This window comes from Streptomyces sp. NBC_00249 (assembly GCF_026342355.1).
Taxonomy (GTDB): Bacteria; Actinomycetota; Actinomycetes; order Streptomycetales; family Streptomycetaceae; genus Streptomyces.
In genome coordinates this window covers 357,297-382,593 of record NZ_JAPEMV010000008.1, presented here as the reverse complement: position 1 = coordinate 382,593, position 25,297 = coordinate 357,297, and the positions used below count along the sequence as shown (strand labels likewise).

The 25,297-nt window shown below is 71.7% G+C and carries 26 protein-coding genes and 1 tRNA gene; 12 read left to right on the top strand and 15 right to left on the bottom strand.

Annotated features, from left to right (window positions below; all coding sequences use genetic code 11):
• Positions 1–6: 6 nt before the first annotated feature.
• The 5 genes from OOK31_RS31430 (at position 7) to OOK31_RS31410 (ending at position 3,447) form a co-directional block, all read left to right on the top strand.
• Positions 7–1,404 (top strand): HAMP domain-containing sensor histidine kinase, encoded by a 1,398-nt coding sequence (locus OOK31_RS31430; protein WP_267090766.1) that lies wholly within the window; start codon positions 7–9, stop codon positions 1,402–1,404.
• Between the two features lie 58 nt (positions 1,405–1,462).
• Complete coding sequence (locus OOK31_RS31425; protein WP_267090765.1) at positions 1,463–1,627, top strand: DUF5993 family protein; 165 nt, start codon at positions 1,463–1,465, stop codon at positions 1,625–1,627.
• Between the two features lie 11 nt (positions 1,628–1,638).
• Entirely contained in the window at positions 1,639–2,280 is a 642-nt protein-coding gene (locus OOK31_RS31420) for a disulfide bond formation protein B (protein WP_267090764.1), read from the top strand.
• A gap of 113 nt (positions 2,281–2,393) precedes the next feature.
• The gene (locus OOK31_RS31415) at positions 2,394–3,056 is read left to right on the top strand and encodes an NADPH-dependent F420 reductase (protein WP_267090763.1); all 663 of its coding nucleotides are present in this window, start codon (positions 2,394–2,396) and stop codon (positions 3,054–3,056) included.
• 91 nt (positions 3,057–3,147) lie between these two features.
• Positions 3,148–3,447, top strand: coding sequence for a hypothetical protein (locus tag OOK31_RS31410; RefSeq protein WP_267090762.1), 300 nt, complete (start codon positions 3,148–3,150; stop codon positions 3,445–3,447).
• A 43-nt stretch (positions 3,448–3,490) separates the two neighbouring features.
• On the opposite strand, the gene OOK31_RS31405 is transcribed toward OOK31_RS31410, so the two are convergent.
• Entirely contained in the window at positions 3,491–4,774 is a 1,284-nt protein-coding gene (locus OOK31_RS31405) for an MFS transporter (protein WP_267090761.1), read from the bottom strand.
• Between the two features lie 134 nt (positions 4,775–4,908).
• Entirely contained in the window at positions 4,909–5,406 is a 498-nt protein-coding gene (locus tag OOK31_RS31400) for a MarR family winged helix-turn-helix transcriptional regulator (RefSeq protein WP_267090760.1), read from the bottom strand.
• A gap of 173 nt (positions 5,407–5,579) precedes the next feature.
• On the opposite strand from OOK31_RS31400, the gene OOK31_RS31395 reads away from it, so the two are divergent.
• The gene (locus tag OOK31_RS31395) at positions 5,580–6,668 is read left to right on the top strand and encodes a LacI family DNA-binding transcriptional regulator (RefSeq protein WP_267090759.1); all 1,089 of its coding nucleotides are present in this window, start codon (positions 5,580–5,582) and stop codon (positions 6,666–6,668) included.
• An 86-nt stretch (positions 6,669–6,754) separates the two neighbouring features.
• Here the strand turns inward: OOK31_RS31395 and OOK31_RS31390 are convergent.
• The 4 genes from OOK31_RS31390 to OOK31_RS31375 all read right to left on the bottom strand — a co-directional run bounded on the left by OOK31_RS31390 (position 6,755) and on the right by OOK31_RS31375 (position 9,487).
• Positions 6,755–6,827: transfer RNA gene (locus tag OOK31_RS31390), tRNA-His, on the bottom strand.
• 94 nt (positions 6,828–6,921) lie between these two features.
• Positions 6,922–7,524 (bottom strand): oligoribonuclease, encoded by a 603-nt coding sequence (orn, locus tag OOK31_RS31385; RefSeq protein WP_267090758.1) that lies wholly within the window; start codon positions 7,522–7,524, stop codon positions 6,922–6,924.
• Positions 7,525–7,617: 93 nt separating this feature from the next.
• The gene (locus tag OOK31_RS31380; protein WP_267090757.1) at positions 7,618–8,790 is read right to left on the bottom strand and encodes a helix-turn-helix domain-containing protein; all 1,173 of its coding nucleotides are present in this window, start codon (positions 8,788–8,790) and stop codon (positions 7,618–7,620) included.
• A 376-nt stretch (positions 8,791–9,166) separates the two neighbouring features.
• Positions 9,167–9,487: a hypothetical protein gene (locus OOK31_RS31375; RefSeq protein ID WP_267090756.1), complete on the bottom strand. Its 321-nt coding sequence runs from the start codon at positions 9,485–9,487 to the stop codon at positions 9,167–9,169.
• Between the two features lie 482 nt (positions 9,488–9,969).
• On the opposite strand from OOK31_RS31375, the gene OOK31_RS31370 reads away from it, so the two are divergent.
• The gene (locus OOK31_RS31370; RefSeq protein ID WP_267090755.1) at positions 9,970–10,500 is read left to right on the top strand and encodes a universal stress protein; all 531 of its coding nucleotides are present in this window, start codon (positions 9,970–9,972) and stop codon (positions 10,498–10,500) included.
• A 99-nt stretch (positions 10,501–10,599) separates the two neighbouring features.
• Entirely contained in the window at positions 10,600–11,169 is a 570-nt protein-coding gene (locus OOK31_RS31365; RefSeq protein WP_267090754.1) for an acetate uptake transporter, read from the top strand.
• A 93-nt stretch (positions 11,170–11,262) separates the two neighbouring features.
• Here OOK31_RS31365 and glmS read toward each other — a convergent pair whose 3' ends face one another.
• The 3 genes from glmS to OOK31_RS31350 form a co-directional block, all read right to left on the bottom strand.
• Complete coding sequence (gene glmS, locus OOK31_RS31360; RefSeq protein ID WP_267090753.1) at positions 11,263–13,080, bottom strand: glutamine--fructose-6-phosphate transaminase (isomerizing); 1,818 nt, start codon at positions 13,078–13,080, stop codon at positions 11,263–11,265.
• A 72-nt stretch (positions 13,081–13,152) separates the two neighbouring features.
• A complete protein-coding gene (locus OOK31_RS31355; protein WP_030008735.1) occupies positions 13,153–13,428 on the bottom strand; it encodes a hypothetical protein in 276 nt (91 codons plus the stop codon).
• 107 nt (positions 13,429–13,535) lie between these two features.
• The gene (locus OOK31_RS31350; protein WP_267090752.1) at positions 13,536–14,411 is read right to left on the bottom strand and encodes a DUF4429 domain-containing protein; all 876 of its coding nucleotides are present in this window, start codon (positions 14,409–14,411) and stop codon (positions 13,536–13,538) included.
• 64 nt (positions 14,412–14,475) lie between these two features.
• Between OOK31_RS31350 and OOK31_RS31345 the strand changes: the two genes are divergently transcribed.
• Together OOK31_RS31345 and OOK31_RS31340 are read left to right on the top strand one after the other, a co-directional pair.
• Complete coding sequence (locus OOK31_RS31345) at positions 14,476–16,059, top strand: beta-N-acetylhexosaminidase (RefSeq protein ID WP_267090751.1); 1,584 nt, start codon at positions 14,476–14,478, stop codon at positions 16,057–16,059.
• 63 nt (positions 16,060–16,122) lie between these two features.
• Entirely contained in the window at positions 16,123–17,994 is a 1,872-nt protein-coding gene (locus tag OOK31_RS31340; protein WP_267090750.1) for a WD40 repeat domain-containing serine/threonine protein kinase, read from the top strand.
• Here OOK31_RS31340 and OOK31_RS31335 read toward each other — a convergent pair.
• The gene (locus OOK31_RS31335; RefSeq protein WP_267090749.1) at positions 17,984–18,175 is read right to left on the bottom strand and encodes a DUF397 domain-containing protein; all 192 of its coding nucleotides are present in this window, start codon (positions 18,173–18,175) and stop codon (positions 17,984–17,986) included. The genes OOK31_RS31340 and OOK31_RS31335 overlap by 11 nt on opposite strands.
• Positions 18,176–18,201: 26 nt before the next feature.
• A complete protein-coding gene (locus OOK31_RS31330; RefSeq protein WP_267090748.1) occupies positions 18,202–19,053 on the bottom strand; it encodes a helix-turn-helix transcriptional regulator in 852 nt (283 codons plus the stop codon).
• Positions 19,054–19,383: 330 nt separating this feature from the next.
• Here OOK31_RS31330 and OOK31_RS31325 point away from each other — a divergent pair, with 330 nt between their 5' ends.
• On the top strand, positions 19,384–19,734 hold the full coding sequence (locus tag OOK31_RS31325) for an ATP-binding protein (RefSeq protein WP_323188273.1): 351 nt from the start codon (positions 19,384–19,386) through the stop codon (positions 19,732–19,734).
• Positions 19,731–19,937: a hypothetical protein gene (locus OOK31_RS31320; protein WP_267090747.1), complete on the top strand. Its 207-nt coding sequence runs from the start codon at positions 19,731–19,733 to the stop codon at positions 19,935–19,937. The genes OOK31_RS31325 and OOK31_RS31320 overlap by 4 nt, the downstream gene beginning before the upstream one ends.
• A 121-nt stretch (positions 19,938–20,058) precedes the next feature.
• Here the strand turns inward: OOK31_RS31320 and OOK31_RS31315 are convergent, their stop codons facing one another.
• Genes OOK31_RS31315 through OOK31_RS31300 form a run of 4 tightly spaced genes read right to left on the bottom strand, consistent with a single transcriptional unit; the run spans position 20,059 to position 25,202 of the window.
• Positions 20,059–21,840, bottom strand: a complete 1,782-nt coding sequence (locus OOK31_RS31315) for an IucA/IucC family siderophore biosynthesis protein (RefSeq protein WP_267090746.1) — start codon at positions 21,838–21,840, stop codon at positions 20,059–20,061.
• Positions 21,837–22,427 (bottom strand): GNAT family N-acetyltransferase, encoded by a 591-nt coding sequence (locus OOK31_RS31310; protein WP_267090745.1) that lies wholly within the window; start codon positions 22,425–22,427, stop codon positions 21,837–21,839. Before OOK31_RS31310 ends, OOK31_RS31315 begins: the two co-directional genes overlap by 4 nt.
• Positions 22,424–23,725 carry a lysine N(6)-hydroxylase/L-ornithine N(5)-oxygenase family protein gene (locus tag OOK31_RS31305; RefSeq protein ID WP_267090744.1) on the bottom strand — a complete coding sequence of 434 codons (1,302 nt, stop codon included), beginning with the start codon at positions 23,723–23,725 and terminating at the stop codon, positions 22,424–22,426. The genes OOK31_RS31310 and OOK31_RS31305 overlap by 4 nt, the downstream gene beginning before the upstream one ends.
• A complete protein-coding gene (locus OOK31_RS31300; RefSeq protein ID WP_267090743.1) occupies positions 23,709–25,202 on the bottom strand; it encodes an aspartate aminotransferase family protein in 1,494 nt (497 codons plus the stop codon). The genes OOK31_RS31305 and OOK31_RS31300 overlap by 17 nt, the downstream gene beginning before the upstream one ends.
• Positions 25,203–25,297: the final 95 nt, after the last annotated feature.

Sequence of the window (25,297 nt, the reverse complement as noted above, 5' to 3'; positions counted from 1 at the left end):
AGCGGCGTGAGATGGGCCCTGGTCAAGGTGTGCCTCGCGGTCACCACCATGGTGGTCCTGGCCTTCGCGGTACCGCTGGGGCTGGTGGTGCGGGAGATGGCCAGCGACCGGGCGTTCTCCAACGCCGAACGGCAGGCCGCCACCATGGGACCCACCCTCTCCATCACCACCGACCCGGTCCAGCTGCGCAAGGCCGTGGAGTCCACGCAGATGGGCGCCGCCCGGCGGATGGCCGTCCACGTCCCCGCCATCGGCAGCGCCGACCCGGTGGACATCGGCGAGGGCTGGGCGGGCGCGCACGCCGTCGAGGAGACCCGCCGGCTCGGCCGCGCGACCACCGCCGACGTGCCCGGCGGGGGATCGGCGCTGCTCCAGCCCGTGGCCCTCGGCTCCGGCGACATCGCGGTGATCGAGATCCAGGTGCCGGAGAGCGAGGTCAGCAACGGCGTCACCACCGCCTGGCTGGTCCTCGCCGGCGTCGGCCTCGCTCTCGTCGTGGGCTCCGTGGCCGTCGCCGACCGGCTCGGCGCCCGCCTCGTACGGCCCGCCGAACGCCTCGCGGACGCCGCGCACCAGCTGGGCGAGGGGCGGCTCGGGGCGCGGGTCCCCGAGGACGGGCCGAAGGAACTCCGCTCGGCGGCCGTCGCGTTCAACTCGATGGCCGACCAGGTCGTGGAACTCCTCGCCAACGAACGCGAACTGGCCGCCGACCTCTCGCACCGGCTCCGCACCCCCCTGACCGTGCTGCGGCTCAACGCCGCCTCCCTCGGCGACGGCCCGGCCGCCGAGCACACCCGGGCGGCGGTGGAGCAGCTGGAACGGGAGGTCGACACGATCATCCGTACCGCGCGCGAGCAGCGCCCCGCCGTCCAGGGGCCGGGCGGGCCCGGCGCCGGCGCCGGCGCGGGCTGCGACGCCTCCGAGGTGATCCGCGACCGGATGGCCTTCTGGTCGGCGCTGGCCGAGGACGAGGGCCGCGAGGTCCGGCTCGCGGGCGTGGACCGCACCGTACGCATCCCCGTGGCCCGGCCCGAGCTCGCCGCGGCCCTCGACGCCCTGCTCGGCAACGTCTTCCGGCACACCCCCGAAGCCACCCCCTTCGCGGTCGACGTGCACGACGCCGGGGACGCCGTCATCGTCCTCGTCTCCGACGCCGGCCCCGGCATCGCCGACCCGGACGCGGCCCTGCGGCGCGGCAACGACGGAGGCAGGGACGGCTCGACGGGCCTCGGCCTGGACATCGTCCGGCGGGTCGCGGAATCCACGGGCGGTGACGTACGGCTGGGCCGCTCGGTCCTCGGCGGGACCGAGGTACGGATGTGGATCGCCCTGGACGACCGGGCCCGGGGCGACGGTCGCGGAGCGGGCGTGCGGCGTGGCCGGCGTAAGCGCCGGGGCAACTGACGTACCCCTGGGGCGTGCCGCGCGGGAGCCAAGACCGCAGGTCGGTACGGTCCGCCTCATGGACACCCTCATCTTCGGCGGGCTCCTCGCCACCCTGATCGCCATGTACCGGGAGACGTCCCGGACGGTGGTGCTCGGCGCCTGGTGGGTCATGCTGATCGCCGTCATCCTGCTGATGGCGCACCACATCACCAGCAGCCTCGCCCTCACCCTGAGCTACTGACCGTGGCCGCGATGAGCAGCCTCGTCCCGGAGACCCCGCTGGAGGGCGGGCTGCTGGGGCGGGTCCAGTACTGGTTCGCCTGCCTCTTCGTCATCGGCTGGACGGGCGTCGTCTGCGGTGGCCTCTTCTACCAGTTCGGGCTGTGGGAGTACCCCTGCCCGCTCTGCATCGTGCAGCGGATGTTCATGCTGCTCGCGGCGATCGGGGCGGGCCACGTCATCCGCACCGCGCTCACCTTCGGCGCCGTGACCGGCCGGGACTACATGATGGGCTGGGGCCTGGCCCTGGTGGCGGTGACGGCGGGTTCCTTCGCGGCGTGGCGGCAGACGATGCTGCACATCCTGCCCGGCGACAAGGGCTACGGCAGCGAGGCCTTCGGACTGCACCTGTACGTGTGGGCGTGGATCCTCTTCACCGCCTCGGTCGTCGCCATCGGCATCGTCCTCGCCTTCGCGCACTCGACCGCCGACCGGGCCATCCCGGCCGCGAACCCGGGCGCGTACCGCACGGCGGGGCTGTTCGCCCTGGGCTTCCTGGGGGCGGTCATCGCGGTCAACCTGGTGGCGGTCTTCCTGGAGGAGGGCCTCCACTGGTTCCTGCCGGACGACCCGGACCGGTACCGGTTCTTCTACGACGTCCGGATCCTGGACTGACGCTCCTGCCGGTCCGGACGCGTGGAATACCGTACGGGCTGCGCGAGTTGGGGCGGTCGTGCCGCTCACGGCCCGTGCCGTCCCCCTCGCTGGTTCCCTGATTGGACATCCCCATGCGCTACGCAATCCTCGGCACCGGAGTCGTCGGCCGGACGATCGGCGCCCGGCTCCTGGAGCTGGGCCACGAGGTGGTCACCGGCACCCGCGACCCCGAGGCCACCCTCGCCCGCGCCGAGTACGCCGAGTGGCGCCAGGCCCACCCGACGGCCCACCTCACCACCTTCCGGGAGGCCGCGCGGGAGGGCGGGACCCTGATCAACGCCACCGGCGGGCAGGTCAGCATCGACGCCCTGACGGCGGCCGAAGCCGCGCACCTCGACGGCAAGATCCTGATCGACGTCGCGAACCCGCTGGACTTCTCGCACGGCTTCCCGCCCCGGCTCGACCCCGTCGACGACGACAGCCTGGGCGAGCTGATCCAGCGGACCTTCCCGCAGCTGCGGGTGGTCAAGACCCTCAACACCATGAACTGCCAGATCATGGTCGACCCGTCCAGGGTCGCCGGGGACCACACCGTCTTCCTGTCCGGCGAGGACGCGGAAGCCAAGAAGCAGGTGCACGCCCTGCTGACCTCCTTCGGCTGGCCGGACCGCGCGATCCTCGACCTCGGCGGCATCGAGACGGCCCGGGGCACGGAGATGCTCCTGCCGATCTGGCTCCGGCTGATGGGCGCCCTGGGGCACTCGGAGTTCAACTTCCACATCCAGGGAGCCTGAGGTACCGGGCACCCCGCCGCCCGGACGGGGGCGCAGATGTTGCCGCGCCCCCGCACCGCGCCGAGGGTGGGGGTGACGGAAGGAGCCGCGCATGAGAGTCATGCTCAGGGCCCACATGGACACCGCCGCCACCAACGAGGGCATCAAGACCGGCGCCCTGCCCCAGGCGATCAAGAACCTGATGGACAAGGTCAAGCCGGAGGCGGCCTACTTCGGGCTGCACGAGGGCGTGCGGTCCTGCTGGATCGTCTTCGACCTCCAGGAAAGCTCGCAGATGCCGGCCCTGATGGAGGACCTCTTCCTCCAGTTCAACGCCGAGCTCGAGGTCGGACCGGTGATGAACGCGGAGGACCTGGCGAAGGGCCTGGCCGCGATGAAGTCCTCGTCCTGACACCCCGCCGGGCCCCGGCCCCGGCCCCGGTCCCGGTCCCGGTCTAGGCCCCCGGGGCCCCGGGCCGGCCGAAGCGGATCCCGCCGCCGGTCACCGCCGCGGCCGCCAGCACCGCCGAGACGGCGACCGCCCCGCACGAGACGGCGAAGGCGGCCCGGTACCCGTAGGCGGCGGCCAGCGGCCCGGCCGCCGCCGCGGCCAGGGCCTGACCGACGATCAGGCCGCTGCCCAGCACGGTCATGGCCTCGCCCATCCGCTCCGCCGGACCGGTGCGTTCCACCAGCCCGAACAGCGCGATGAGGTGCGGGGCCACGGCCAGCCCGATCCCGGCGACGGCCCACGCCGCGCCCCACAGCCCCGACACGGCCAGCAGCGGCAGGGTCAGCACCGCCTGCGCGGCGATCGTCCGGCGCAGCCGCACGCTCAGGTCGGCCGGGCCCGGCCGGGCCGCGGTCAGGAACCCGGCGAGCGAGCTGGTCACCGCCATGGCCGCCCACACCAGCCCGGCCGCGCCCGGCTCGCCCACGGACTCGGCCAGCGCGTTGACCCCCGTGTTCGCCCCGGACCACGCGGCCCCCTGGAGCACGGCCAGCGCGAACAGCAGGGCCAGCCCCGGCGACCACAGCCGCACGCCGCCCGGCACGCCTGCCCGTACGTCTCCCCGTACGCCTGCCCGCGCGCCCGGCGCCGCGACCGGCCCGGGCGCGCTCGGGTGGAGGGCGAACAGGGTCCCGAACACCAGGATCAGGACGGCCGCCAGGACCAGCGCCGAGGCCGGGTGCACGGTCACCGCGAGGATCCCGGCCAGCGCGGGCCCCACCACGAACCCGACCTCGTCGAGGGTGGTGTCGAAGGACAGGGCGGAGCCCAGCAGGGCCTTGTCCGGGCCGGCCAGCCGCGCCCAGCGGGCCCGGGCCAGCGGCCCGACCTGCGGGACGGTCAGCCCGGCCGCCACGGCGAGCCCCGCGTCGGCGGCCAGTGGCAGCCCGCCGAGGATCGCGGTGACCAGCGCGGCCAGCGCGACGGCGTTCGCCGCGCAGGCCCCGAGCAGCACCGGCCGGTGCCCGCGCCGGTCGGCGAGCCTGCCGATGACCGGGCCGCCGAGGGCCTGGCCGAGCCAGAGCGCGGCGGCGAGGGTGCCGGCGTCGCCGATGCCGTCGCGCTGGTTGACGAGCAGCAGGGTGCCGATGGGGCAGAGCGCGGCGGGCAGCCGTGCGAGGAACGCGAACAGGGGCAGTGCGGCTCCGCCGAGGGCGAGGACGCCGCGGACACCGGACGGGGCGGGGGATCCGACTGTGGGACGGGACGGACGGGACGGACGGGACACGGGGCAACCTCCAGTCGCACGCCGACCCTCCCGTGTCTCCGGCGCGCGTCGTTGCCCGTTGCCCGGGACGTTAGACGCGGAACGCCCGCCTCGGAAGCCCCTGTCCGCGGGGCGGCGGGGCGGCGGCGCGCCCGTCAGCCGGAGGCTTCGGAGTTCAGCCGCTCGGCCTGGTCGCGGCCGACCTCGGCGGCGCGCTGGAGGTAGTCGGCGATGACGGCGAGCTCGGCGTCGGAGTAGCGCTCCAGCACGGCTCCGAAGGCCCGGCCGGGTGCGTCCCAGGCGGCGGCGAAGCGCTCGCGGGCGGAGGCCGCGAGGACGACGAGCGAGCGGCGGCGGTCGTGCGGGTCGGCCTGCCGCTCCACGATCCCGGCCTTGACGAGCCGGTCGACGAGCCGGGTGGCGGAGCCGGAGGTCAGGCCGGTCAGGCGGCCGATGTCGCCGGTGGCCACGGGGCCGGGCTCCATGCCGAGAAGCGCGACGCACTGGAGGTCGGTGGGGTGCAGGCCCACCTGATCGGCCACGGCCTGGCTGAGGAGCGTGAAGTCGGCGTGCTGCCGTCGGCTTCCGGTCACGATGCGCGCCAGCAGCTCGGCGCGGCTCCATTCACCCGAACGGGTGGAGTCCGTTGACATCGGCCTCTCCAAGCCTGAGATTTGTCTGTGTGACGCAGAGAGTGCGGAGCGCAGAATCTGTGTCAGGGAGTCGCCGACTCACCTTACCGGCACCATCCGGACCTGAGCAGGAATTCCGGAGTCCGGAGGGCGAGCCGGTCCACAGCGGTAGATTCGGCGGACGGGAGGCAGCCATGAACGGTCACGGTCAGGGCCCAGGTCACGGGCGCGGTCACGGGCGCGGTGGGGTACGGCCGACCCTGGAGGAGGTCGCGATCCGGGCCGGGGTCGGCCGGGGCACCGCCTCCCGCGTGGTCAACGGCTCGCCGCGGGTCAGCGAGCGGGCCAGGGAGGCCGTCGAGGCCGCCGTCGCCGAGCTGGGGTACGTGCCCCACCAGGCCGCCCGCGCGCTGGCCGGGGACCGGGCCGGTGCGATAGCCCTGGTCGTCCCCGAGCCCGGGGGCCGGCTCTTCTTCGAACCGGCTTTCTCCGAGGTGGTGCGCGGGGCCGGCGCCGCCCTGGCCGAGGCCGATGTGCAGCTCGTGCTCACCCTCGCGGGCGACGACCGGGAGCGCGGCCGGCTGGCCGGGCAGCTGTCGGGGCGCCGGGTGGACGGGGTGCTGCTGGTGTCCGCCCGCGTCGGCGACCCGCTGCCGGAGCTGGTGGCCGGGCTGGGGGTCCCGGTGGTGATCGGCGGACGCCGCTCGGTCGAGGAGCCGCTGCCCAGCGTCGACTTCGACGATCTGGGGGGTGCGGCCGCGGCCGTACGCCACCTCCTCGGGCGGGGCCGCCGCGCGATAGCGGCGATGACCGGCCCGCCCGAGGTGTACGGGGCCCGGCGCCGCCTCGAGGGGTACCGGCGGGCCCTGGACACCGCCGGGCGGCGTGTGGGTGAGCCCCGGATATCCGTCGGCGACTGCACCGAGGCGGGAGGGCGCCGGGCCATGCGCGAGCTCCTCGCGCGCGGCCCCCGGCCGGACGCCGTCTTCGCCGGCTGCGACCTGATGGCGGTCGGTGCCCGGCGGGAGCTGCGCGCGGCCGGCCTGCGGGTCCCCGGGGACGTGGCCCTGGTCGGCTTCGGCGACTCACCCCTCGCCCGGCACCTGGACCCGCCGCTGACCAGCGTGCGCCGGCCGGGCGTGGAGCTGGGCCGGACCATGGCGCGGCTGCTGCTGGAGCGCATACAGGGGGAGCGAATACCGGGAGAGCACGGCGGTGGCGGCGGGCCCCGGGAAGCGGCGGTGCTCCTGCCGACGGAGCTGATCGTCCGCGAGTCCTCGTAGGTTGTAGCGCCGGCCGTCTCGTCGGCCGTCTCGTCAAAAAAGCGGAAGGCCCCGGTCCGCTTTCGCGTACCGGGGCCTTCCCACAGGGTGAGTGACGGGACTTGAACCCGCGGCCACCTGGACCACAACCAGGTGCTCTACCAACTGAGCTACACCCACCATGTCCGGTCGCAGAACGACCGGCCGAAGAAAAGGGTACAGGGTCCGGAGGGGTGCTCGCTCCCCGCATTCCCGCGCCCCGCTCCGGTGGGTGCTACTCGCCGGCCACGACGTGCTTGGAGGCGATGGACCGTGCGGTGTCCGAGTCGGGTCCGGGCTGCGGGACGAAGATCGCCTCGCGGTAGTAGCGCAGCTCCGCGATGGACTCCTTGATGTCCGCGAGCGCCCGGTGGTTGCCGTTCTTCGGCGGGCTGTTGAAGTAGGCCCGCGGGTACCAGCGGCGCGCCAGCTCCTTCACCGAGGACACGTCCACGATGCGGTAGTGCAGGTAGCTCTCCAGCGCGCCCATGTCCCGCAGCAGGAACCCGCGGTCGGTGCCGACCGAGTTGCCGCAGAGCGGGGCCTTGCGCGGCTCCTTGACGTGTTCCCGCACGTACGCGAGGACCTGTGCCTCGGCGTCGGCCAGGGTGGTGCCGGCGGCCAGCTCGTCGAGCAGGCCGGAGGCGGTGTGCATCTCGCGCACCACGTCCGGCATGGTCTCCAGGGCCGCGTCCGGCGGGCGGATCACGATGTCCACGCCTTCGCCGAGCACGTTGAGCTCCGAGTCGGTGACCAGTGCGGCCACCTCGATAAGTGCGTCGTCCGTCAACGAGAGCCCGGTCATCTCGCAGTCGATCCACACCATGCGATCGTTCATGCGCCCCACCTTATGCCGAAGGTCCCCCACATTGGTGCCCGGCCGATGTGGCCGATGTGGGGGACCCTCGTCAGGCGATGCCCGGTCCGGTCGCTACGCGTGCTCGCGCAGGACCCGTCCCGGTGCGTACAGCTCCGTCACGCTCGGGCCGGAGGCGGCCAGGGCCGCCGCCGCCCGCTGGGGCTGCGGGGTGCGCTGGTGCGGGACCGGCGAACCCGAGAGCTCCGAGACGGGGGACACGTCGGCCTGCGGCCGCCGTGCCCGGTAGGCGGAACGGTAGGCGGCCGGGGAGGACCCCAGCTGCCGACGGAAGTGACCGCGCAGGGCGACGGGCGAACGGAACCCGCAGCGCCCGGCGACCTCGTCCACCGAATAGTCGGAGGTCTCCAGCAGCCGCTGTGCCTGGAGCACCCGCTGGGTGATCAGCCACTGGAGCGGCGCGCTGCCGGTCAGCGAACGGAACCGCCGGTCGAAGGTGCGCCTGCTCATGTAGGCGCGGGCGGCCAGCGTCTCCACGTCGAACTGCTCGTGGAGGTGTTCCAGTGCCCAGGCGACGACCTCGGCGAGCGGGTCGGCGCCGATCTCCTCGGGCAGCGACCGGTCGAGGTACCTCTCCTGGCCACCCGTGCGACGCGGCGGGACGACGAGCCGGCGGGCCAGTGCCCCGGCCGCCTCGCTGCCGTGGTCCGTGCGCACGATGTGCAGGCACAGGTCGATTCCGGCCGCGGTGCCCGCGGACGTCAGCACGTCGCCGTCGTCGACGAACAGCTCGCGCGGATCGACGTGGACGGACGGGTACCGCTTGGCCAGCGTCGGCGCGTACATCCAGTGCGTCGTCGCGGGCCGGCCGTCGAGCAGCCCGGCGGCGGCGAGCACGAAGGCTCCCGTGCACAGGCCGACGATCCGGGCCCCCTCCTCGTGCGCCAGACGCAGTGCGTCGAGCGCCTCCGGAGGCGGCGGTGAAGTGATGGACCGCCAGGCCGGAACGACGACCGTGCCTGCCCGGGCGATCGCCTCCAACCCGTACGGCGCGGTCAGTTCGAGTCCGCCGGTGGTCCGCAGCGGACCGTCCTCCCCGGCGCACACGAGCAGTCGATAGCGTGGAACTCCCGCGTCCTGCCGGTCGATGCCGAACACGGACAGCGGAATGGAACTCTCGAAGATCGGTCCGCCGCTGAACAGCAGCACCGCGACGATCTCCCTGCGGCGACGCCCCGCGAGCTTCCGGCCCGCGTCCGCGACGACGGCGGTGGAATCCTGGCTCATGGCGCTAAGCCCCCCTTGGGTGTCGCGACTCCTTGGTCTGGTCGCACCTGCACGTTTCCCCTCGGCCTTGCACGTGGATCCCCCGCCGTAAATACATGATCGAATCTACTGCGTCCCGTGGTGTCGGCGTGACAAGTTCAGCACGCAGCGCTATGTCGACTTGGCAACTTGGCGAAAAGCATTCGATCAGGAAGCGTTCCACTCCGCTACCCGGGTGGGAAGCTTGCCGTCCGGCCATGGCCAGTACCCATGGGGTCGTGACACCCCCTGGCGCCTGTCGTCGCTGGTGGTAGGGGGGTTGGGGGGACATTCCGGCAAGGGGGGACCCTCGTCCGGAAGTTGGCTGAAAACAACCGGGTGTGTACGTGCGAACCGGTCAGTCGTGAGGGGAGATCCCGCCGGAGCCGTGGCATCCGCGGTGCGAACCGGACCCGCTGCGGGAATGCCGGCCGCGGTGCCCGCCCGGAAGGGCGTCCTCCGCGAACACCCGGGCGGCGGCCCGCTCCGACTTCTCCGAGTACCGCAGCAGCACCCGGCAGGCGGCCGTGACGGCGGCCAGCCCCAGGGTGGCCACGGCGGCCCCGCCGTAGGAGGTCCCGTAGACGACCAGCACCACGGGCACGAGCAGGCAGCTGAAGGCGGCCCAGCGCACCACGTCACCCGCGGGGTCGTCATGGGCGCGCCCGGAGTGTTGCACGGACGGGTGAAGGGAGGAGGGGCGGGAGGGAGGGCGGGAGGAAGGGGACGGCGGGACGGGCTGCGTCGGCGGAGCGGGCTGGACGGGCTGGACGGGGTGAACCGGATGGCCGGGCACGGCGTACTCCCTGCGGGCTCTTCCTGGACGGTCGGACTCGTGTCCAACGCCCCGGTGCGGGGCTCGGTCACTGCGCGCACGGGTGGCGCACACCCGCTTCGTCACTGGCTGTAGGGGGCAGCGGACATTGCCAAGGCGCCGCCACTCCGGCATGCTCCCTGGGACGCTCTCCAAGGGCGGCATGCCCTGTGCAGGACAGGAGTGTCGCCGTACCCTGGTGGGTAAGGGCTTGGGAAGATGCTTCCCGGACAGAGCCCCGTCACGCAGCGTCGTTGAGGACCCTGCGTCGAAGTCCACCGCGTCACCTACCTGCGTCGCCGAAATCGCCCCCGTCGCCTCCCCGAGGACTCTTCGTCGAGACACCCATGGCCGGTCACGAATTCTCCGAACCCGCGGACCGCAAGCGCAAACCCCTCGCCGATTCCGCATCGAGCGACCTGCGCGCGGTGGAACAGACACGCCTCCCCTGCGACCCGGCCTTCCGGCACGGGGTCGTGGTGGGCTTCGACGGCTCCACTTCCAGTGAGAGAGCCCTCGCCTACGCGATCGGGATGGCCCGGCGCTCCGGCTCCGGTCTGATCATCGTCCATGTCGCGAACCGGCTGCCCACCACCGTGTGGGCCGGCTGCGAACCCCCCGTCTTCGTCGACGTGCCGGACCACCGCACCGAGGTGCTCGGGCTGGAGCTGGCCTGCGCGGACTACCTCGCCGAGGTGCCGTGGATCCTGGTCGAGCGGGGCGGGGACATCTGCCACGAGCTGGAGGAGGTCGGCCGGGAGTACTCGGCGGACGCCATCGTGGTGGGCTCCACGCACGGGATCGTGGGCCGGATCTTCGGCTCGGTGGCGGGGCGGCTGGCGAAGCGGGCGCAGCGACCCGTTGTTGTCATTCCGTAACCCACTGTATGTCGATTGTGCGGTTGTGAACCCCCTTGTAAAGGGTAGATAAATGCTGCTGGGACGCAGCACACAACTGCAGATCGAAGGGAGCCCGCCGTGGACAATGGTGTCTCTGCGGGAAGCACGGCCTCGACTTCGACCCTGGGGAACATCGCCCTGGGTCTCACCCTTCTCGCGTTCGGAATCGGCCACACCGGCATCCTCGACGGTGTCACCGCCGCCAACTCCGTCTCGCTCGCCATGTACGTCGGCGGCGCGGCCCTCTTCCTCCTCGGGCTCATGGAGTACCGCGGCGGCAACGGGTTCAACGGCACCGCGTTCGCGGGCCTCGGCGTCTTCTGGTTCACCTGGGCCAAGGGCGCGGGCGGCTCCTCCTCCGAGGAAGCAGCCGGAACGTTTCTCGTCCTCTTCGCGATGCTCGCGCTGACCCTCACGGTCGCCGCCGCGAGCGGTGTGTTCGGCCAGGGCGTGTACGCCCTGCTGACGCTCTCCCTGGTCCTCCTGGCGATAGCCGCGTTCGCGGACAGCGCCGGGCTCGCCAAGGCGGGCGGCTGGGTCGCGGCCGTGTCCGGCCTGCTGGCCTGGTACGGGGCCACCGCGTCCCTGGCCCACTGGCCGATGGCCTTCGGCAAGGCCTCGGGCCGCGGCGCGGTCGCCGCGGGCTGAGGGCAGGGCGAGGAGCGAAACGGCGAAGAGCGAAACCGCGAAGGCCCCCGGGGATCGTCCCCCGGGGGCCTTCGTGCCTCGTGGAGGCGGTGCCTACTCGACCGTGACGGACTTCGCCAGGTTGCGCGGCTTGTCGATGTCCCGGCCCAGGGCCAGGGCGGTGTGGTACGCCAGCAGCTGGAGCGGGATGCCCATCAGGATCGGGTCCAGCTCGTCCTCGTTCTTGGGCACGAGGATGGTGTGGTCGGCCTTCTCCTGCTCGCGGTGGGCGACGGCCAGGATCCGGCCGCTGCGGGCCTTGATCTCCTCCAGCGCCGCGCGGTTCTTCTCCAGCAGGTCGTCGTCGGGGACGATCGCGACCGTCGGCATCGCCGGCTCGATGAGGGCGAGCGGGCCGTGCTTGAGCTCGGAGGCCGGGTAGGCCTCGGCGTGGATGTAGGAGATCTCCTTCAGCTTGAGGGAGGCCTCCAGGGCCACGGGGTAGCCGCGGACCCGGCCGATGAACATCATCGACTTGGCCTCGGCGTACTCGGCGGCGAGCTTCTTGATCTCGTCCTCGCCCTCCAGGATCTCCTGGATCTGCGAGGGCAGCTTGCGCAGGCCCTCGATGATCCGCTTGCCGTCGGTGACGGACAGGTCCCGGATCCGGCCGAGGTGCACGGCGAGCAGCGCGAAGGCCACGACCGTGTTGGTGAAGCACTTGGTGGAGACCACGCAGACCTCCGGGCCGGCGTGCACGTACACGCCGCCGTCGGCCTCGCGGGCGATGGCGGAACCGACCACGTTGACCACGCCGAGGACGCGGGCGCCCTTGCGCTTGAGCTCCTGGACGGCCGCGAGCACGTCGTACGTCTCACCGGACTGGGAGACGGCGATGTACAGGGTGTCGGGGTCCACGACCGGGTTGCGGTAGCGGAACTCGGAGGCCGGCTCGGCGTCCGCGGGGATGCGGGCCATGCTCTCGATGAGGCCGGCGCCGATCAGACCCGCGTGGTACGAGGTGCCGCAGCCCAGGATCTTGACCCGGCGGATGCCGCGCGCCTCGCGCGGGTCCAGGTTCAGGCCGCCCAGGTGCACGGTGTTGAAGCGGTCGTCGATCCGGCCGCGCAGCACGCGGTCGACCGCGTCGGGCTGCTCGGAGATCTCCTTGTGCATGTAGGTGTCGTGGCCGCCCATGTCGTAGGAGGCGGCCTCCCACTCGACGGTCTCCGGCGTGGCCGTGGTGGTGGCACCGCTGGTGGTGTAGGTGCGGAAGTCGTCGGCCTTCAGGGTGGCCATCTCGCCGTCGTCGAGGGTGACGACCTGGCGGGTGTGGGCGACGAGCGCGGCGACGTCCGAGGCGACGAACATCTCCTTCTCGCCGATGCCGAGGACGACCGGGGAGCCGTTGCGGGCGACGACGATGCGGTCGGCGAAGTCGGCGTGCATGACGGCGATGCCGTAGGTGCCCTCGATCGCCTTGACGGCCTCGCGGACCTTCTCCTCCAGGGAGTCGGCCTGGGAGCGGGCGATCAGGTGGACGATGACCTCGGTGTCGGTCTCCGAGACGAAGACGACGCCCTCGGACTCCAGCTTGGCGCGCAGCTCGGAGGCGTTGTCGACGATGCCGTTGTGGACGACGGCGACCTTGTTGTCGGCGTCCAGGTGCGGGTGCGAATTGATGTCGCTCGGGGCGCCGTGGGTGGCCCAGCGGGTGTGGGCGATACCGGTGGTGCCGGCGAAGCGCTTGGGGACGCGGGACTCCAGCTCGCGGACCCGGCCCTTGGCCTTGACGACCTTCAGCGCCGCCGACTTCGGGCTGTTGACGACGATGCCCGCCGAGTCGTAGCCGCGGTACTCCAGCCGCTGGAGACCTTCCAGCAGCAGCGGTGCCACGTCGCGCTTGCCGATGTAACCCACAATTCCGCACATACGGTCTTGCCCCTCCTGAAGTTCGGTTCGTGTGCCCTGACCGGCCGGCCGTCGGGCGGCCCGGCCGGCGGATCAGCCGTAGACGATGCGGCGCAGCTGCCGGAGCGAGAGCTCCGGGGGCGCCACGGCGCGGTGCGGCAGCTCGGCCGCGATCCGCTCGAAGATCTCCGCGTTGACCGCTCCGCCCGACTGCAGCTCGCGGTGGCGGCGGCGGACGAATTCCTCGGTCGTCTCGTCGAAGTACGCGAGCACGTCCAGCACCACCCGGGCGGCCTCTCCGCGCTGGAGCGCGGTGCTGCGCACCAGGTGGTCGACGAGGTCGTCATGCGACGGGCGGCGATCGAGCACCTGTAGATACTGACGGCCGGAAGCCATGAACGCAAAGATCCTGCCCGGAATCGGGCAGGATCATGCTGGTCTGGACCAGAGGAATGGGAAATTCCGGTCGAGGGCGGTCAGAAGCGGCCCAAAATCGCCGCCTTCGCCGCGCTGAACTCCTCCGCCGTGAGGATCCCCGCCTGATGCAGCTCACCCACCTCGCGCAGCCGCCGCAGCAGGGTGTCGTGGTCCGCGGCCTCGCCCGCCAGGGCCGGACCGGAAGCGGCGAGGGGGAGCGCGGCGGGTACGGGCGCCGCCGGGTGCGGCATCCGCACCGCCAGGGCCGCCGCGACCAGCGCCATCAGCGGATCCTTCTTCAGGCCGAAGAGCTCCACCGTGTACGGGTCGTACTTGGGCGGGCCGGGCTGGCGGGCGTTCGTCAGGGAGAAGCGCAGCCAGCCGTTCTCCAGCCCCCGCGCCGGGTACCACTCCACCGCGCTCAGCTCGGCGAGGCGGAAGGAACGGGGCCCGCCGGAGGTCTTGGCGTCCTCCGCCGTCCAGCTCCAGTTCAGCGTGATCCGGTCCCCGTCGAAGGCCGCCGTCCCGTCGCCCGCGCTCACCGAGAGCGGCACCGCGGGGCCCGGCAGCAGGTACGCGTCCGAGGGGCCGGGGTCCACCTGGTCCAGCAGCAGCGCGTTGCGGACCGCGTCCACGAAGTACTCCGCGACCCCGGTCCGGTCGTTCTCCACCGTCAGCCGGTACGGGTCCGAGGCCTCCGGCAGCCGCCCGCCCGTCACCTGGAGGAGCGGATCCGCCCCGTCGCGCAGCCGCAGCCGCAACCGGCCTGCCTTGCGCCCCGGTTCGTGGCTGACCCCCGCGATCGCCCGCAGGGGCACGGCCACTTCACCGAGCTGCTGACGCAGCAGCCCCACCCCCTTGTCGCGGCCCGGCACGATGCGCACCGTGTCCCCGTCGAAGGTCCACGTACCGTCCTTCTGGATGATTTCCGCCATCCCGCGATTCTCCCACCGCCCCTCCCCTCCCCGATGGGGCGCCGGTTGGCCTATACCTGGGCGCATGAGAGTCCTGCGACGCGCGCTCGGCACCCTCCTCGCACTGGGCCTGGCCGTCTCCTGCACCCCGGCCCGCGGCGACGATTCCAAGGGCGGTGGGCCGCGCCCCGCCGCCCTCGGCCCCTACGAATGGCTCCTGCCCGCGCCCGCCTCCGTACGGGCCGAAGGCCCCGGCTACCTCTTCGGCGCCGGCACGGTCGTCCGTACGGGCAGACACGCGCCCGAGGAGGTCCGCCAGGTCGGCGAGCTCCTCGCGGAACAGCTGCGCGGGCCCAGCGGGCTGCCGCTGCCGGTGGTCGACGGGCAGGACGGGGACGGGATCCGGCTGCTGCTCGACGAGGGCGCCGGGGACCTGGGCGCGGAGGGCTACCGGCTGCGCACCGACGCCTCCGGGGTCACCCTGACCGCGCGCACCCCGGCCGGGCTCTTCCACGCGGGCCAGACCCTGCGCCAGCTGCTGCCGGTGCGGGGGACGGGGAGCGTGCCGGGCGGGACGGTCACGGACACGCCGCGCTTCGCGTACCGGGGGGCGATGATCGACGTCGCGCGGCACTTCTTCCCGGTGGAGCAGGTCAAGCGGTACGTGGACCAGCTCGCCCAGTACAAGATCAACACCCTGCACCTGCACCTCACCGACGACCAGGGCTGGCGCCTGGTGATCGACTCCTGGCCCCGGCTCGCGGAGCACGGCGGCGGCAGCGAGGTCGGCGGCGGCCCGGGCGGCCACTGGACGAAGGAGGAGTACCGGGAGCTGGTGGCGTACGCCGCCGAGCGGTACGTGGACGTGGTCCCCGAGATCGACATGCCCGGTCACGTCAACGCGGCGCAGGCCTCCTACGCCGAGCTGAACTGCGACGGCAAGGTGCGCGACCGCTACACCGGCATCAAGGTCGGCTTCAGCTCGCTGTGCGTGGGCAAGGAGCGGACCTACGAGTTCCTCGACGAGGTCCTCGGGGAGCTCGCCGAGCTGACCCCGGGCAAGTACCTCCACATCGGCGGCGACGAGGCGCACTCCACCCCGGCGGCGGACTACGCGGCCTTCATGGACCGGGCCCAGCAGATCGTGGCCCGGCACGGCAAGACCGTCGTGGCCTGGCACCAGCTCGCCAACGCCCGCCCGGCGCCTGGCGCGGTGCTCCAGTACTGGGGCCACGACGGGACCGGCGCCGCCGAGAAGGCGGCGGTCGTGGCGGCGGGGAAGTCCGGCCACCCAGTGATCCTCTCCCCGGCCGACCGCGCCTACCTGGACATGAAGTACGACAAGGCGACGAAGCCGGGCCTGGCGTGGGCGGGGTACGTCCCGGTGCGGCGGTCCTACTCCTGGGACCCCGGCAGCTACCTGACCGGCCTCCCGGAGTCCGCGGTCCTCGGGGTCGAGGCCCCGCTGTGGACGGAGACCATCGCGACCCGGGGCGACTGGGAACTGATGGCCTTCCCCCGGGTCCTCGGCCTCGCCGAACTGGGCTGGTCCCCGGCGACCGCCCTCGGCTGGGAGTCGTACCGCGCCCGCCTCGCGGCCCAGGGGCCCCGCCTGGACGCGCAGGACACCACGTACTTCCGGGCCCCGGAGGTGCCGTGGGGGCAGTGACGACTAGAAGATGTTTCTAGAAAGCCGGGCTGCGGCGGCGCCCGGCGAGGCCATACTCGGTGGATGGATTCCTTACGGTCGAGCGATCCGGGACGGATCGGGCCCTACCGGCTCGAGGGGCGTCTGGGGGAGGGCGGGATGGGCGAGGTGTTCCTCGCCCGTTCCCCGGGGGGCCGCGAGGTCGCCGTCAAGCTGATCCGGTCCGAGTACGCGCGGGATCCGCAGTTCCGCAGGCGCTTCGCCCTGGAGGTGGAGGCCGCCCGGAGGGTGGGCGGGTTCCACACCGCGCAGGTCGTCGACGCCGACACCGGGGCCGCGCGCCCGTGGCTGGTGACCGCGTTCGTCGACGGCCCGTCCCTGCACGAGGCGGTGACGGGGCGGGGGCCCCTCGACGCGGCGGGGGTCTCGGCACTGGCGGCCGGGCTGGCCGAGGGGCTGGCCGCGATCCACGCCTGTGGGCTCGTCCACCGGGACCTGAAACCCGGAAACGTGATCATGGCGGAGGACGGGCCGCGCATCATCGACTTCGGGATCGCCCAGGTCGCGGACGCCGGCGCCGTCACGTCCACGGGCGTGGTCGTCGGGACGTTCTCGTTCATGTCGCCCGAACAGATACGGGCGGAGCAGGCCGGGCCGGCCAGTGACGTCTTCTCGCTGGGCTGCGTCCTGGCCTACGCCGCCACCGGCCGGAGCCCTTTCGCCGCCGCGACCATCCCGGCGATCTCGCACCGGATCCTCCACGAACCGCCCCAGCTCGGCGAGGTGACCGGCGCCCTGCGGGAACTGATCGGCGCCTGCCTGGCCAAGACCCCCGCCGACCGGCCCGACCCCGCCGGCATCCTGGCGGCGGCCCTGGCCGGGCTGCCGACCCAGACCCGGCCGCCGACCGTGCGGGCAGGGGCCGTGCGGGCAGGGGCCGTACGAGCCCCAGAGCGGCCACGGCCGCCGGACCCTCCACAGCCCCGTAGCGGTATCCGCCGCCGCGTCCTCCTCCTCGGCGGCCTCGCGGCGGTGGGCGGGGCCACGGCGGCGGCGGTGGCGTACTGGCCGGAGTCCCACGATCCGGTCGAGTCCAGGCTCACCGGGGACACCACCCACGTCGTGGGCTTCAGCGGCGACGGCACCAGGCTCGCCGCCGTCGGGAGGTACCAGCCCCGGATGTGGGACGTAGCCAGCGGCAAAGCGGTCGGCAGCATTCCAGGCGGCGACATCAACGCCATGGCGCTGAGTTCCGACGGCAGGACCCTCGCCACGGGAGGGTACTTCGGCGCCCAGCTACGGGACGCGGCGACCGGCGTCGTCACCACGAGCCTCTCCAAGGAGGGCGTCACCCACTCCGTGGCGTTCAGCCCGGACGGCAGGATCCTCGCCACCGGCGGCGAGGGCGGCGTCCGGCTGTGGGACACGGCCACCGGCCGCCACACCGCAGGCCTGCTCCGGGAAGGGCAGCACGTGATGGCGCTGGCCTTCGGCCCGGACGGGAAGACCCTCGCGGGCGGAGCCGAGCCCGGCAGCAGCGGCAAGGGACCCGGGTGCTGGCTGTGGGAGGTGGGAACCGGCCGCACCACGGTGACCTTCACCCAGGAGAACACCTCCTCCGTGGCGTTCAGCCCCGACGGGAGGACGGTCGCCACGGGCGGCACCGGCGGCGTCGGGCTGTGGGACCCGGCCACCGGCCGCACCACGCTCACCCTCACCGGTGATGCCACGTACTCGGTGGCCTTCAGCGCCGACGGCACGACGCTCGCCACCGCCGGCGTGGGCGGCGTCCGGCTGTGGGACCCGGCCACGGGCCGCCGCCGCGCCACCCTCACCGGCAGGCTCACCGACGCGGTGGCGCTGAGCCGCGACGGCAGGACCGTGGCAGGCGCCACCTACGACAGGAACAGCCCCAACATCCAGACGGGCTGCTGGCTCTGGAAGCTCAGGCCTTGAGCCCGTCGACGAAGACCCCCCAGGCGGGGGCCGCGCAGCGGATTCCGGGGAGGGCGGTGTCCTTGCTGTCCCGCACGGCCCGCCCCCCGTCGGCGACCTCCGCCACCTCGACGCAATCACCGCCGGAGCCGCTGTAGCTGCTCTTGTGCCAAGTGACGTCGTGCGGCGCGGGGGTGTCCATCGAGTCGTGTCCTCTCCAGCCTGCGGCTACAGCTCCCGACGCACGCTGGCGATCAGTTCCAGGCTGTCGTCGGGGCTCAGCGCGATCGTTCGGAGCGAATCGAAGATCAGCGTATAGTCTGCGGTTTCTTCCGGCCTCTCCATATAGAGCGTGCCCGTTCGGTGTTCGACGCATACGACGTCCGAGAACTCCGGGTTGGGGAAGCCGAAAAGGACGAAAGAGCCGAACAGCCCGGCATGCGCACCAGCACGGTTGGGGATCACCTGAAGTTCGATGGTCGGATGCTGCGCCATCTTGGCCAAGTGGTCGAGCTGGTGGGCCATGGCGGTCGGCCCGCCTACCGCGACGCGCAGTGCGGCCTCGCACTGAATGACGCTGAGCCGCGGTGGCTTTGCTCGCTGGAGGACGTTCTGCCTCTCCATCCGGGCGGTGACCAGCGCGTCGACCTCGTCGGGGGTCAGCCCGGCCTGGGCGGCGTTGATCACGGCGCGGGCGTAGTCGGGGGTTTGCAGCAGTCCCGCGACCAGAGTCGACTGGAACGACCGGATGTAGTGGGACGTCTCCTCGTAACCGATGAAGTCGGAGTATGACGGCCGCGCCAGACTCGCCCGCTGGACCCACCCCGGTGCTCGGCCCCGCCGGGCGAGGGCGACCATCTCATCGATCTGGGCGTCGCTCCTGACGTCGTAGAACGTGAGCAGATCACGCAGTTCGCCGAGCGAGATGCCCAGCCGTGCGTTCTCGATTCGGTTGATCTTCGTCCGGTGGCAGCCGATGCGCTCGGCTGCCTCGTCGGTCGTCTTGCCGGCTTCCTCGCGGAACTTGACCAGGAGCGCTGCGAGCCGACGGCGTCGAACGGTTGGCCTGCTCTCGGACACTGATGTCCTCCCCAACTGGACTTGTGGCACCCGAGGTTACCCGTCGTAAAAGATCATGGCACTTGTTCCAAAGAGTCGCTTGCGAACCGCGTGAGAGCGGAGGAGTCTGTGAGGGTCATCACTCAACGTGGCGCAAGGCGACCTTGAGTGATCGGCGCATGTCTTCAAACGAAGACCCCCGCGACTGCGCGAACAGTCCGGGGGCGTGGCCAACGCTTACCAAAGGAGCGTCAACGTGGTGCATTTTATCGGGGTTGTTCACGGGCGGGCGGTGGCTCGGTGAGTGAATGCGAGGAAGTGGTGCGGCGGTGGCGGCGGGAGGCCGGGTGTGTGCCGCTCGCGCGGGCGGAGTTGCGGAAGGCGCTGGCCGGGTGGGGGTTGTCCGCGCTGGAAGACGACGCGCTGGTGGTGGCCTCGGAGCTGGTGACCAATGCCGTGCGGCACGCCGCCGCGCCCAGGGACCGGGAGATCGAGACACGCTACGTGCGGCTCGTGAACGGTGTGCGGGTTGAGGTGCATGACGTCAATTCCGCCCGGCCCGTCATGGGAGCGGCCGACCGGGACGGCGACGGTGGGCGCGGGCTGTACCTGGTGGCGGCGCTCGCCGATCGGTGGGACGTCGGGGGGCGGGTCGGGCCCGGGAAGCGGGTGTGGGCCGAGCTGTCCGTGAAGGGGGAGTGAGCGGCGCCTGGCTGCTGACCCCCGACCGCACGGGCAGCGAGCCCATCTACGAGGTCGAGTGCACCTCGTGCCTCGCCGGGTCGGGGCCGGCCGATGACGACGACGGGCCCGCCGTGTGGGCCCTGCGGCACGCACGGGCGACCCGGCACACCGGGTACCGGCGGATCGTCACCGACTTCCAGCGGGCGCTCGCGGCCGACTGATGAACGCGCGAGGCGTGTCCGCGGAGAGGGCCAGTCAGGGCTCCGGGGACACGCCACGCGTGCGGGTGGGGGCGGCGGGGGCTTCGAGGGACCGTATCGAAAGCCTCCGCCGCCCCCTTGTTCACCGCCGCGCGAAGGGCGCGACGGGGTTCTTGAGGGTGCCGATCAGCTGGAGGGCCGCCGCCGGGTCGGCGAGGTCGACCATCTGCTTGTTGTTGCGCAGCTGGAGGCGGTTCAGGCAGGACAGCTGGAATTCGTCCGCGAAGAGGTCGTAGCGGGCGAAGCGGTCCGCGAGGGCCGGCATCGAGTCCTGGTAGTCGTGGGCGCAGTCGGCCACGGCCTTCCAGAAGGTGTCCTCCTCGCAGATGCCCTCCGCCGCCAGGATCGAGCCCAGGAAGCGGAAGAAGCAGTCGAAGACGTCCGTGAAGACGGACAGCAGCTTCATGTCCTCGGGGATGTCGGCCTTGATCCGCTCCACCGCCGGCGGCAGGACCGTGTCGACGTCCATGACGACGATCTCCTCGGCGATGTCCTTGAAGATCGCCCGCTGAACGACACCGCCCTCGATGACCAGGATCGTGTTCTCGCCGTGCGGCATGTACGCCAGGTCGTACTGGTAGAAGCAGTGCAGGAGCGGGAGGAGGTAGGCGCGGAGGTAGGGCTTGAGCCACTCCGCCGGGGTCAGGCCCGATTCGGCGATCAGGGCGCCGACGAAGGACTTGCCGTCCTCGTCCACGTGGAGGAGGGACGCCATGGTGGCCAGGCGCTCCCCGTCGCGCAGGGAGTTCACCGGGGACTCGCGCCACAGGGCGGCCAGCATCTTGCGGTACGGGGAGTAGCGGTCCGTCGCGCGCTCGTACTGGCGGTGGTGGTAGCCGATCGCCGCGCGCTCGCGGATGATCGAGAAGTCGACCGACCGGAGGACCGGGTCGCCCTCGATCAGCTGGTGCAGCCAGTCGTTGATGGCCGGGGTGGCCTCCATGTACGCCGCCGACAGGCCGCGCATGAAGCCCATGTTGAGGACCGAGATCGCGGTCTTCACGTAGTGCTTCGTGGGGGTGGTGGTGTTGAAGAAGGTACGGATCGACTGCTGCGCGAGGTAGGCGTCCGAGCCCTCGCCCAGCAGGACCAGGCGGCGGTTGGCGATCTCGGCGGCGAAGGTGACCGTGGTCTTGTTCCACCACTGCCAGGGGTGGACGGGCAGGAGGTGGTAGTCCGCCAGGTTCAGGCCGAGGGACTCCATTTTCGCCGCGAAGAGGGTGAGGGCTTCCTCGCCCAGCTCCTCGCGGATGAAGGAGTCGTGGTCCAGGCCCGCGCCGGCCGTGAAGGTGGAGACGTCCTTGCGGGCCGCGACCCACACCAGGTGGACCGGGCTCGCCGTCTCCGGGGCGTACGAGAGGTACTCGTGCACGCCGAAGCCGAGGCGGCCGTTGTTGGCCACGAAGCAGGGGTGGCCCTCGGTCATGCCGGTCTCGATGTCCTGGAACGAGGACTTCGCGAGGACCGACGAGGGGATCTGCGGCTTCGTGTACTTGAAGCCGGTGCCCGCCAGGGTGGAGGAGATCTCCTCCAGGTAGACCGGCAGGACCTCCGGGCTCAGGCCGAGGGCCTCGCGCAGCTCGATGTGGAAGTCGAGGGCGTCCAGCGGGAGCTCGGCGCCGTCCTGGTGGCGGGTGATCGAGGACTCGTCCACCACCCAGTGGTCCAGGGCGTGCAGCACGGCCGTGAAGCGGTACTCGACGGTGGCGTCGTCGCTGAGGACCGCGTACCGGGAGTCCCCGAGGGGCTTCGGGGTGAGCAGGCGCTCGTGGGAGAACTCCGCGAGGGCCTTGCGGACCAGGGCGCGGTTGGCGCGGGCCCACAGCTCGGGGGAGAGGTGGGAGACGGCGTCGGCCAGGCTCATATCGAGACCTCCTGGGTGATGCCGGTGGCGGCTTCGAACTGGGCGCGGGTGCAGAAGCTGAGGAGGGCTTCCTTCTCGGGCTTGCGGACCGGGCCGTCGGGGACGAAGCCGACGGCCTCGTTCAGGGCGTGGACGGCGGTGTTGCGGACGTCCGGCTCGACGACGACGCGCAGGTTCGCGGGGTCGGCGAAGAGGGCGGCCATCACCGTGGTGATCACGGCGCGGGTGAAGCCGCTGACCGGGGTCTCGGTGGGGGCGACGAGGAAGTGCATGCCGACGTCGCCGGGCTGGGCCTCGTACAGGCCGACCAGTTCCAGGTGCGCCGGGTCGTAGCTCTCCATGAGGAAGGCGGGGCGGCCCTCGTGGAGGCCGATGAAGGCCTGGTGGTGCTCGGCCGCGACGATCTTCGCGTACTCGCTCTCCACGACCGCGAGGGTGGCGTCCTGCATCATCCAGAACGCGGCCTTGGGGTGGGTGACCCAGCCGTGCAGCAGCTCGGCGTCGGCGTGCGGGTCCAGCGGGCGGATCTCGAAGGCGCCGAGGGCGGCGTCCTCGCGGGTGAAGAGGATGTCGGTGGTGGTGCTCATGCGTGCGTGCCTTCCGGGGCTGCGAACTGCTGGAACGCGATGGACTTCTCGACCTTGTAGTACTCGCGGCCGAGCAGCTCACTGATGATGTACGCGTTGCGGTACGCGGCCATGCCCAGGTCGGGCGAGGTGAGGGAGTGGTTGTGGGTCGTGCCGTTCTGCAGGAAGACGGCGCGGCCGGTGGTGTCCACGGCGTAGTTGCGGGCGGCGTCGAGCCGGCCGTGGCCGTCGAAGTTCAGACGGGAGCGCACCGGGTTCAGGAACTCGGGCACCACGTACTTGTAGCCGGTGGCCAGGACCAGGCCCTCGGAGGTGAGGGAGAAGTCCCGCTCCTGCTCCTCCTGGCGCAGCCCCAGGGTGTAGCTGCCCGTGGTGGTGTCGTACGCCGTGCTGTTCAGCGAGGTGTTGGTCAGCAGGGTGGTCGGGACGGCGCCCGGCATGCTGATCTTCTTCTGGTAGAGCAGGTCGAAGATGGCGTTGATCAGGTCGCCGTCGATGCCCTTGAAGAGGTTCTTCTGCTGGGTCTCCAGGCGGTACCGGGTCTCCTCCGGGAGCGCGTGGAAGTAGTCCACGTACTCGGGGGAGGTCATCTCCAGCGTCAGCTTCGTGTACTCGAGGGGGAAGAAGCGCGGGGAGCGGGTGACCCAGTTGAGCTGGTAGCCGTACGTGTCGATCTCCGCGAGGAGGTCGTAGTAGATCTCGGCCGCGCTCTGGCCGGAGCCGACCAGGGTGATCGACTTCTTCTTCTGCAGCTCCGCCTTGTTCTGCATGTACGAGGAGTTGTGCAGGAAGTCGCCGCCGAGGTTCGCGCAGGACCCGGGGACGAAGGGCGGGGTGCCCGTGCCCAGGACCAGGCGGCGGGCGAGGTGGGTCTCGCCCCCGTCGGTGTGGACCTCGTAGAGCCCGGCGGCCTCGTCGTAGGTGACCTCGGTGACGGAGGTCGACCACCGGACGTTGTCGAGCCGGTCGGCGGCCCAGCGGCAGTAGTCGTTGTACTCGGCCCGCAGCGGGTAGAAGTTCTCCCGGATGTAGAAGGAGTACAGCCGGTCCTTGTCCTTCAGGTAGTTCAGGAAGGAGAAGGGAGAGGTCGGGTCGGCGAGGGTGACCAGGTCCGACATGAACGGCGTCTGCAGGTGCGCGCCGTCCAGGAACATCCCGGCGTGCCACTCGAAGTGCGGCTTCGACTCGATGAAGAGGCCGTCGAGTTCGTCGATCGGTGCGGTCAGGCAGGCGAGTCCCAGGTTGAACGGGCCCAGACCGATTCCGATGAAGTCGTGGGGCTTAACGGTGGACGGCAAGGGACTCTCCCAGGAACTGCTCGGCGTGTGCGGCAAGAAGGTCGAGGACGGCTGCGATGTCGTCCGTCGTGGTCTGCGGGTTGAGGAGGGTGAACTTCAGGTACTGCTTCCCGTCCACCTTGGTGCCGGCCACGACGGCCTCACCGGAGGCGAACAGGGCCTTGCGGGCGTGCAGCTGGGCCTCGTCGAGGAGGTCGGCGCGCGCGGCGTCGGCGGTGGGGACGTAGCGGAAGACCAGGGTGGAGATCTGCGGTTCGACGACGACCTCGAAGCGCGGGTCGGAGGCGATGACCTCGTAGCCGGCGGCGGCCAGGTCGACGACCTCGTCGAAGAGCGAGCCGAGGCCGTCGGCGCCCATGACGCGCAGGGTCATCCAGAGCTTGAGGGCGTCGAAGCGGCGCGTGGTCTGGATGGACTTGTCGACCTGGTTCGGGATCCGCTCCTCGGCCATCCGGCGCGGGTTCAGGTAGTCCGCGTGGTACGTGGCGTGCTTGAGGGTGTCCCGGTCCCGGACCAGCATGGCGCTGGAGCTCACGGGCTGGAAGAAGGACTTGTGGTAGTCGACCGTGACCGAGTCGGCCAGCTCGATGCCGTCGAGGAGGTGCCGGCGGGTGGGCGAGATCAGCAGTCCGCAGCCGTAGGCGGCGTCCACGTGCATCCACGCGGAGTGCTCGGCGGCCAGGCGGGCGATCTCGGGGAGCGGGTCGATGGACCCGAAGTCGGTGGTGCCGGCGGTGGCGACGACGGCCATCGGGAAGAGGCCCTCGGCGGCGCAGTTCTCCAGCTCCAGCGCGAGCACCGAGGTGTCCATGCGGCGGTTGCGGTCGACCGGGACGGAGATCACGGCCTCGTAGCCCAGGCCCAGCATGGCGGCGGACTTCTGCACGCTGAAGTGGCTGGCCTCGGAGGTGAAGATGCGCAGCTTCGGCAGGAGCTCGGCCTTGGTGAGCTCGACGCCCTCGCCCAGCGCCCGCTTCATCACGATCCGGCAGGCCTCGTCGCGGGCCAGGAGCAGCGCGTGGAAGTTCGACTGGCTGCCGCCGGAGGTGAAGATGCCGTCCGCGGCCGGGCCGAGGCCGATGCGCCGGGCGGTCCAGTCGATCAGGCGGCGCTCGATGAGCGTGCCGCCGATGGACTGGTCCCAGGTGTCGAGGGAGGAGTTGACGGCGGAGAGGACGGCCTCGCCGACGACCGCGGGGATGACGACCGGGCAGTTGAGGTGGCCCAGGTAGCGCGGGTGGTGGAAGTACACCGCGTCGCGCAGGTAGACGTTCTCCAGTTCGTCGAGGGCGGCGGAGGCGTCGCCCAGCGGCTTGTCGAGGTCGATCCCGTCGATGACCGGAGCGAGTTCGTCGACGGATATGCCGGTGTGGGGCCGTTCCGTGGTCGCGAGTTTGGCGGCGACGCGGTCGACGCCCTCGGTGACGGAACGCCGGTAGAGGTCCGCGGTCGTCTCGTTCAGCAGATGCGAACGCATCAACTTTCCTCCGGGCAGGGGGTGGGCATGGGGGGTGGGGTGCGATGCTTAGGTTAGCCTAACCTAAGCTTTCGGCCAAATGGAGAGGGCCCCGA

Excerpts from the sequence above, each read along its gene's own strand:
- OOK31_RS31425 (WP_267090765.1), top strand. The coding sequence starts at position 1,463 with ATGGACACCCTCATCTTCGGCGGGCTCCTCGCCACCCTGATCGCCATG.
- OOK31_RS31420 (WP_267090764.1), top strand. The coding sequence starts at position 1,639 with ATGAGCAGCCTCGTCCCGGAGACCCCGCTGGAGGGCGGGCTGCTGGGG.
- OOK31_RS31415 (WP_267090763.1), top strand. The coding sequence starts at position 2,394 with ATGCGCTACGCAATCCTCGGCACCGGAGTCGTCGGCCGGACGATCGGC.
- OOK31_RS31410 (WP_267090762.1), top strand. The coding sequence starts at position 3,148 with ATGAGAGTCATGCTCAGGGCCCACATGGACACCGCCGCCACCAACGAG.
- OOK31_RS31400 (WP_267090760.1), bottom strand. The coding sequence starts at position 5,406 with ATGTCAACGGACTCCACCCGTTCGGGTGAATGGAGCCGCGCCGAGCTG.
- OOK31_RS31395 (WP_267090759.1), top strand. The coding sequence starts at position 5,580 with ATGAACGGTCACGGTCAGGGCCCAGGTCACGGGCGCGGTCACGGGCGC.
- orn (WP_267090758.1), bottom strand. The coding sequence starts at position 7,524 with ATGAACGATCGCATGGTGTGGATCGACTGCGAGATGACCGGGCTCTCG.
- OOK31_RS31380 (WP_267090757.1), bottom strand. The coding sequence starts at position 8,790 with ATGAGCCAGGATTCCACCGCCGTCGTCGCGGACGCGGGCCGGAAGCTC.
- OOK31_RS31370 (WP_267090755.1), top strand. The coding sequence starts at position 9,970 with ATGGCCGGTCACGAATTCTCCGAACCCGCGGACCGCAAGCGCAAACCC.
- glmS (WP_267090753.1), bottom strand. The coding sequence starts at position 13,080 with ATGTGCGGAATTGTGGGTTACATCGGCAAGCGCGACGTGGCACCGCTG.
- OOK31_RS31350 (WP_267090752.1), bottom strand. The coding sequence starts at position 14,411 with ATGGCGGAAATCATCCAGAAGGACGGTACGTGGACCTTCGACGGGGAC.
- OOK31_RS31345 (WP_267090751.1), top strand. The coding sequence starts at position 14,476 with ATGAGAGTCCTGCGACGCGCGCTCGGCACCCTCCTCGCACTGGGCCTG.
- OOK31_RS31340 (WP_267090750.1), top strand. The coding sequence starts at position 16,123 with ATGGATTCCTTACGGTCGAGCGATCCGGGACGGATCGGGCCCTACCGG.
- OOK31_RS31335 (WP_267090749.1), bottom strand. The coding sequence starts at position 18,175 with ATGGACACCCCCGCGCCGCACGACGTCACTTGGCACAAGAGCAGCTAC.
- OOK31_RS31315 (WP_267090746.1), bottom strand. The coding sequence starts at position 21,840 with ATGAGCCTGGCCGACGCCGTCTCCCACCTCTCCCCCGAGCTGTGGGCC.
- OOK31_RS31310 (WP_267090745.1), bottom strand. The coding sequence starts at position 22,427 with ATGAGCACCACCACCGACATCCTCTTCACCCGCGAGGACGCCGCCCTC.
- OOK31_RS31300 (WP_267090743.1), bottom strand. The coding sequence starts at position 25,202 with ATGCGTTCGCATCTGCTGAACGAGACGACCGCGGACCTCTACCGGCGT.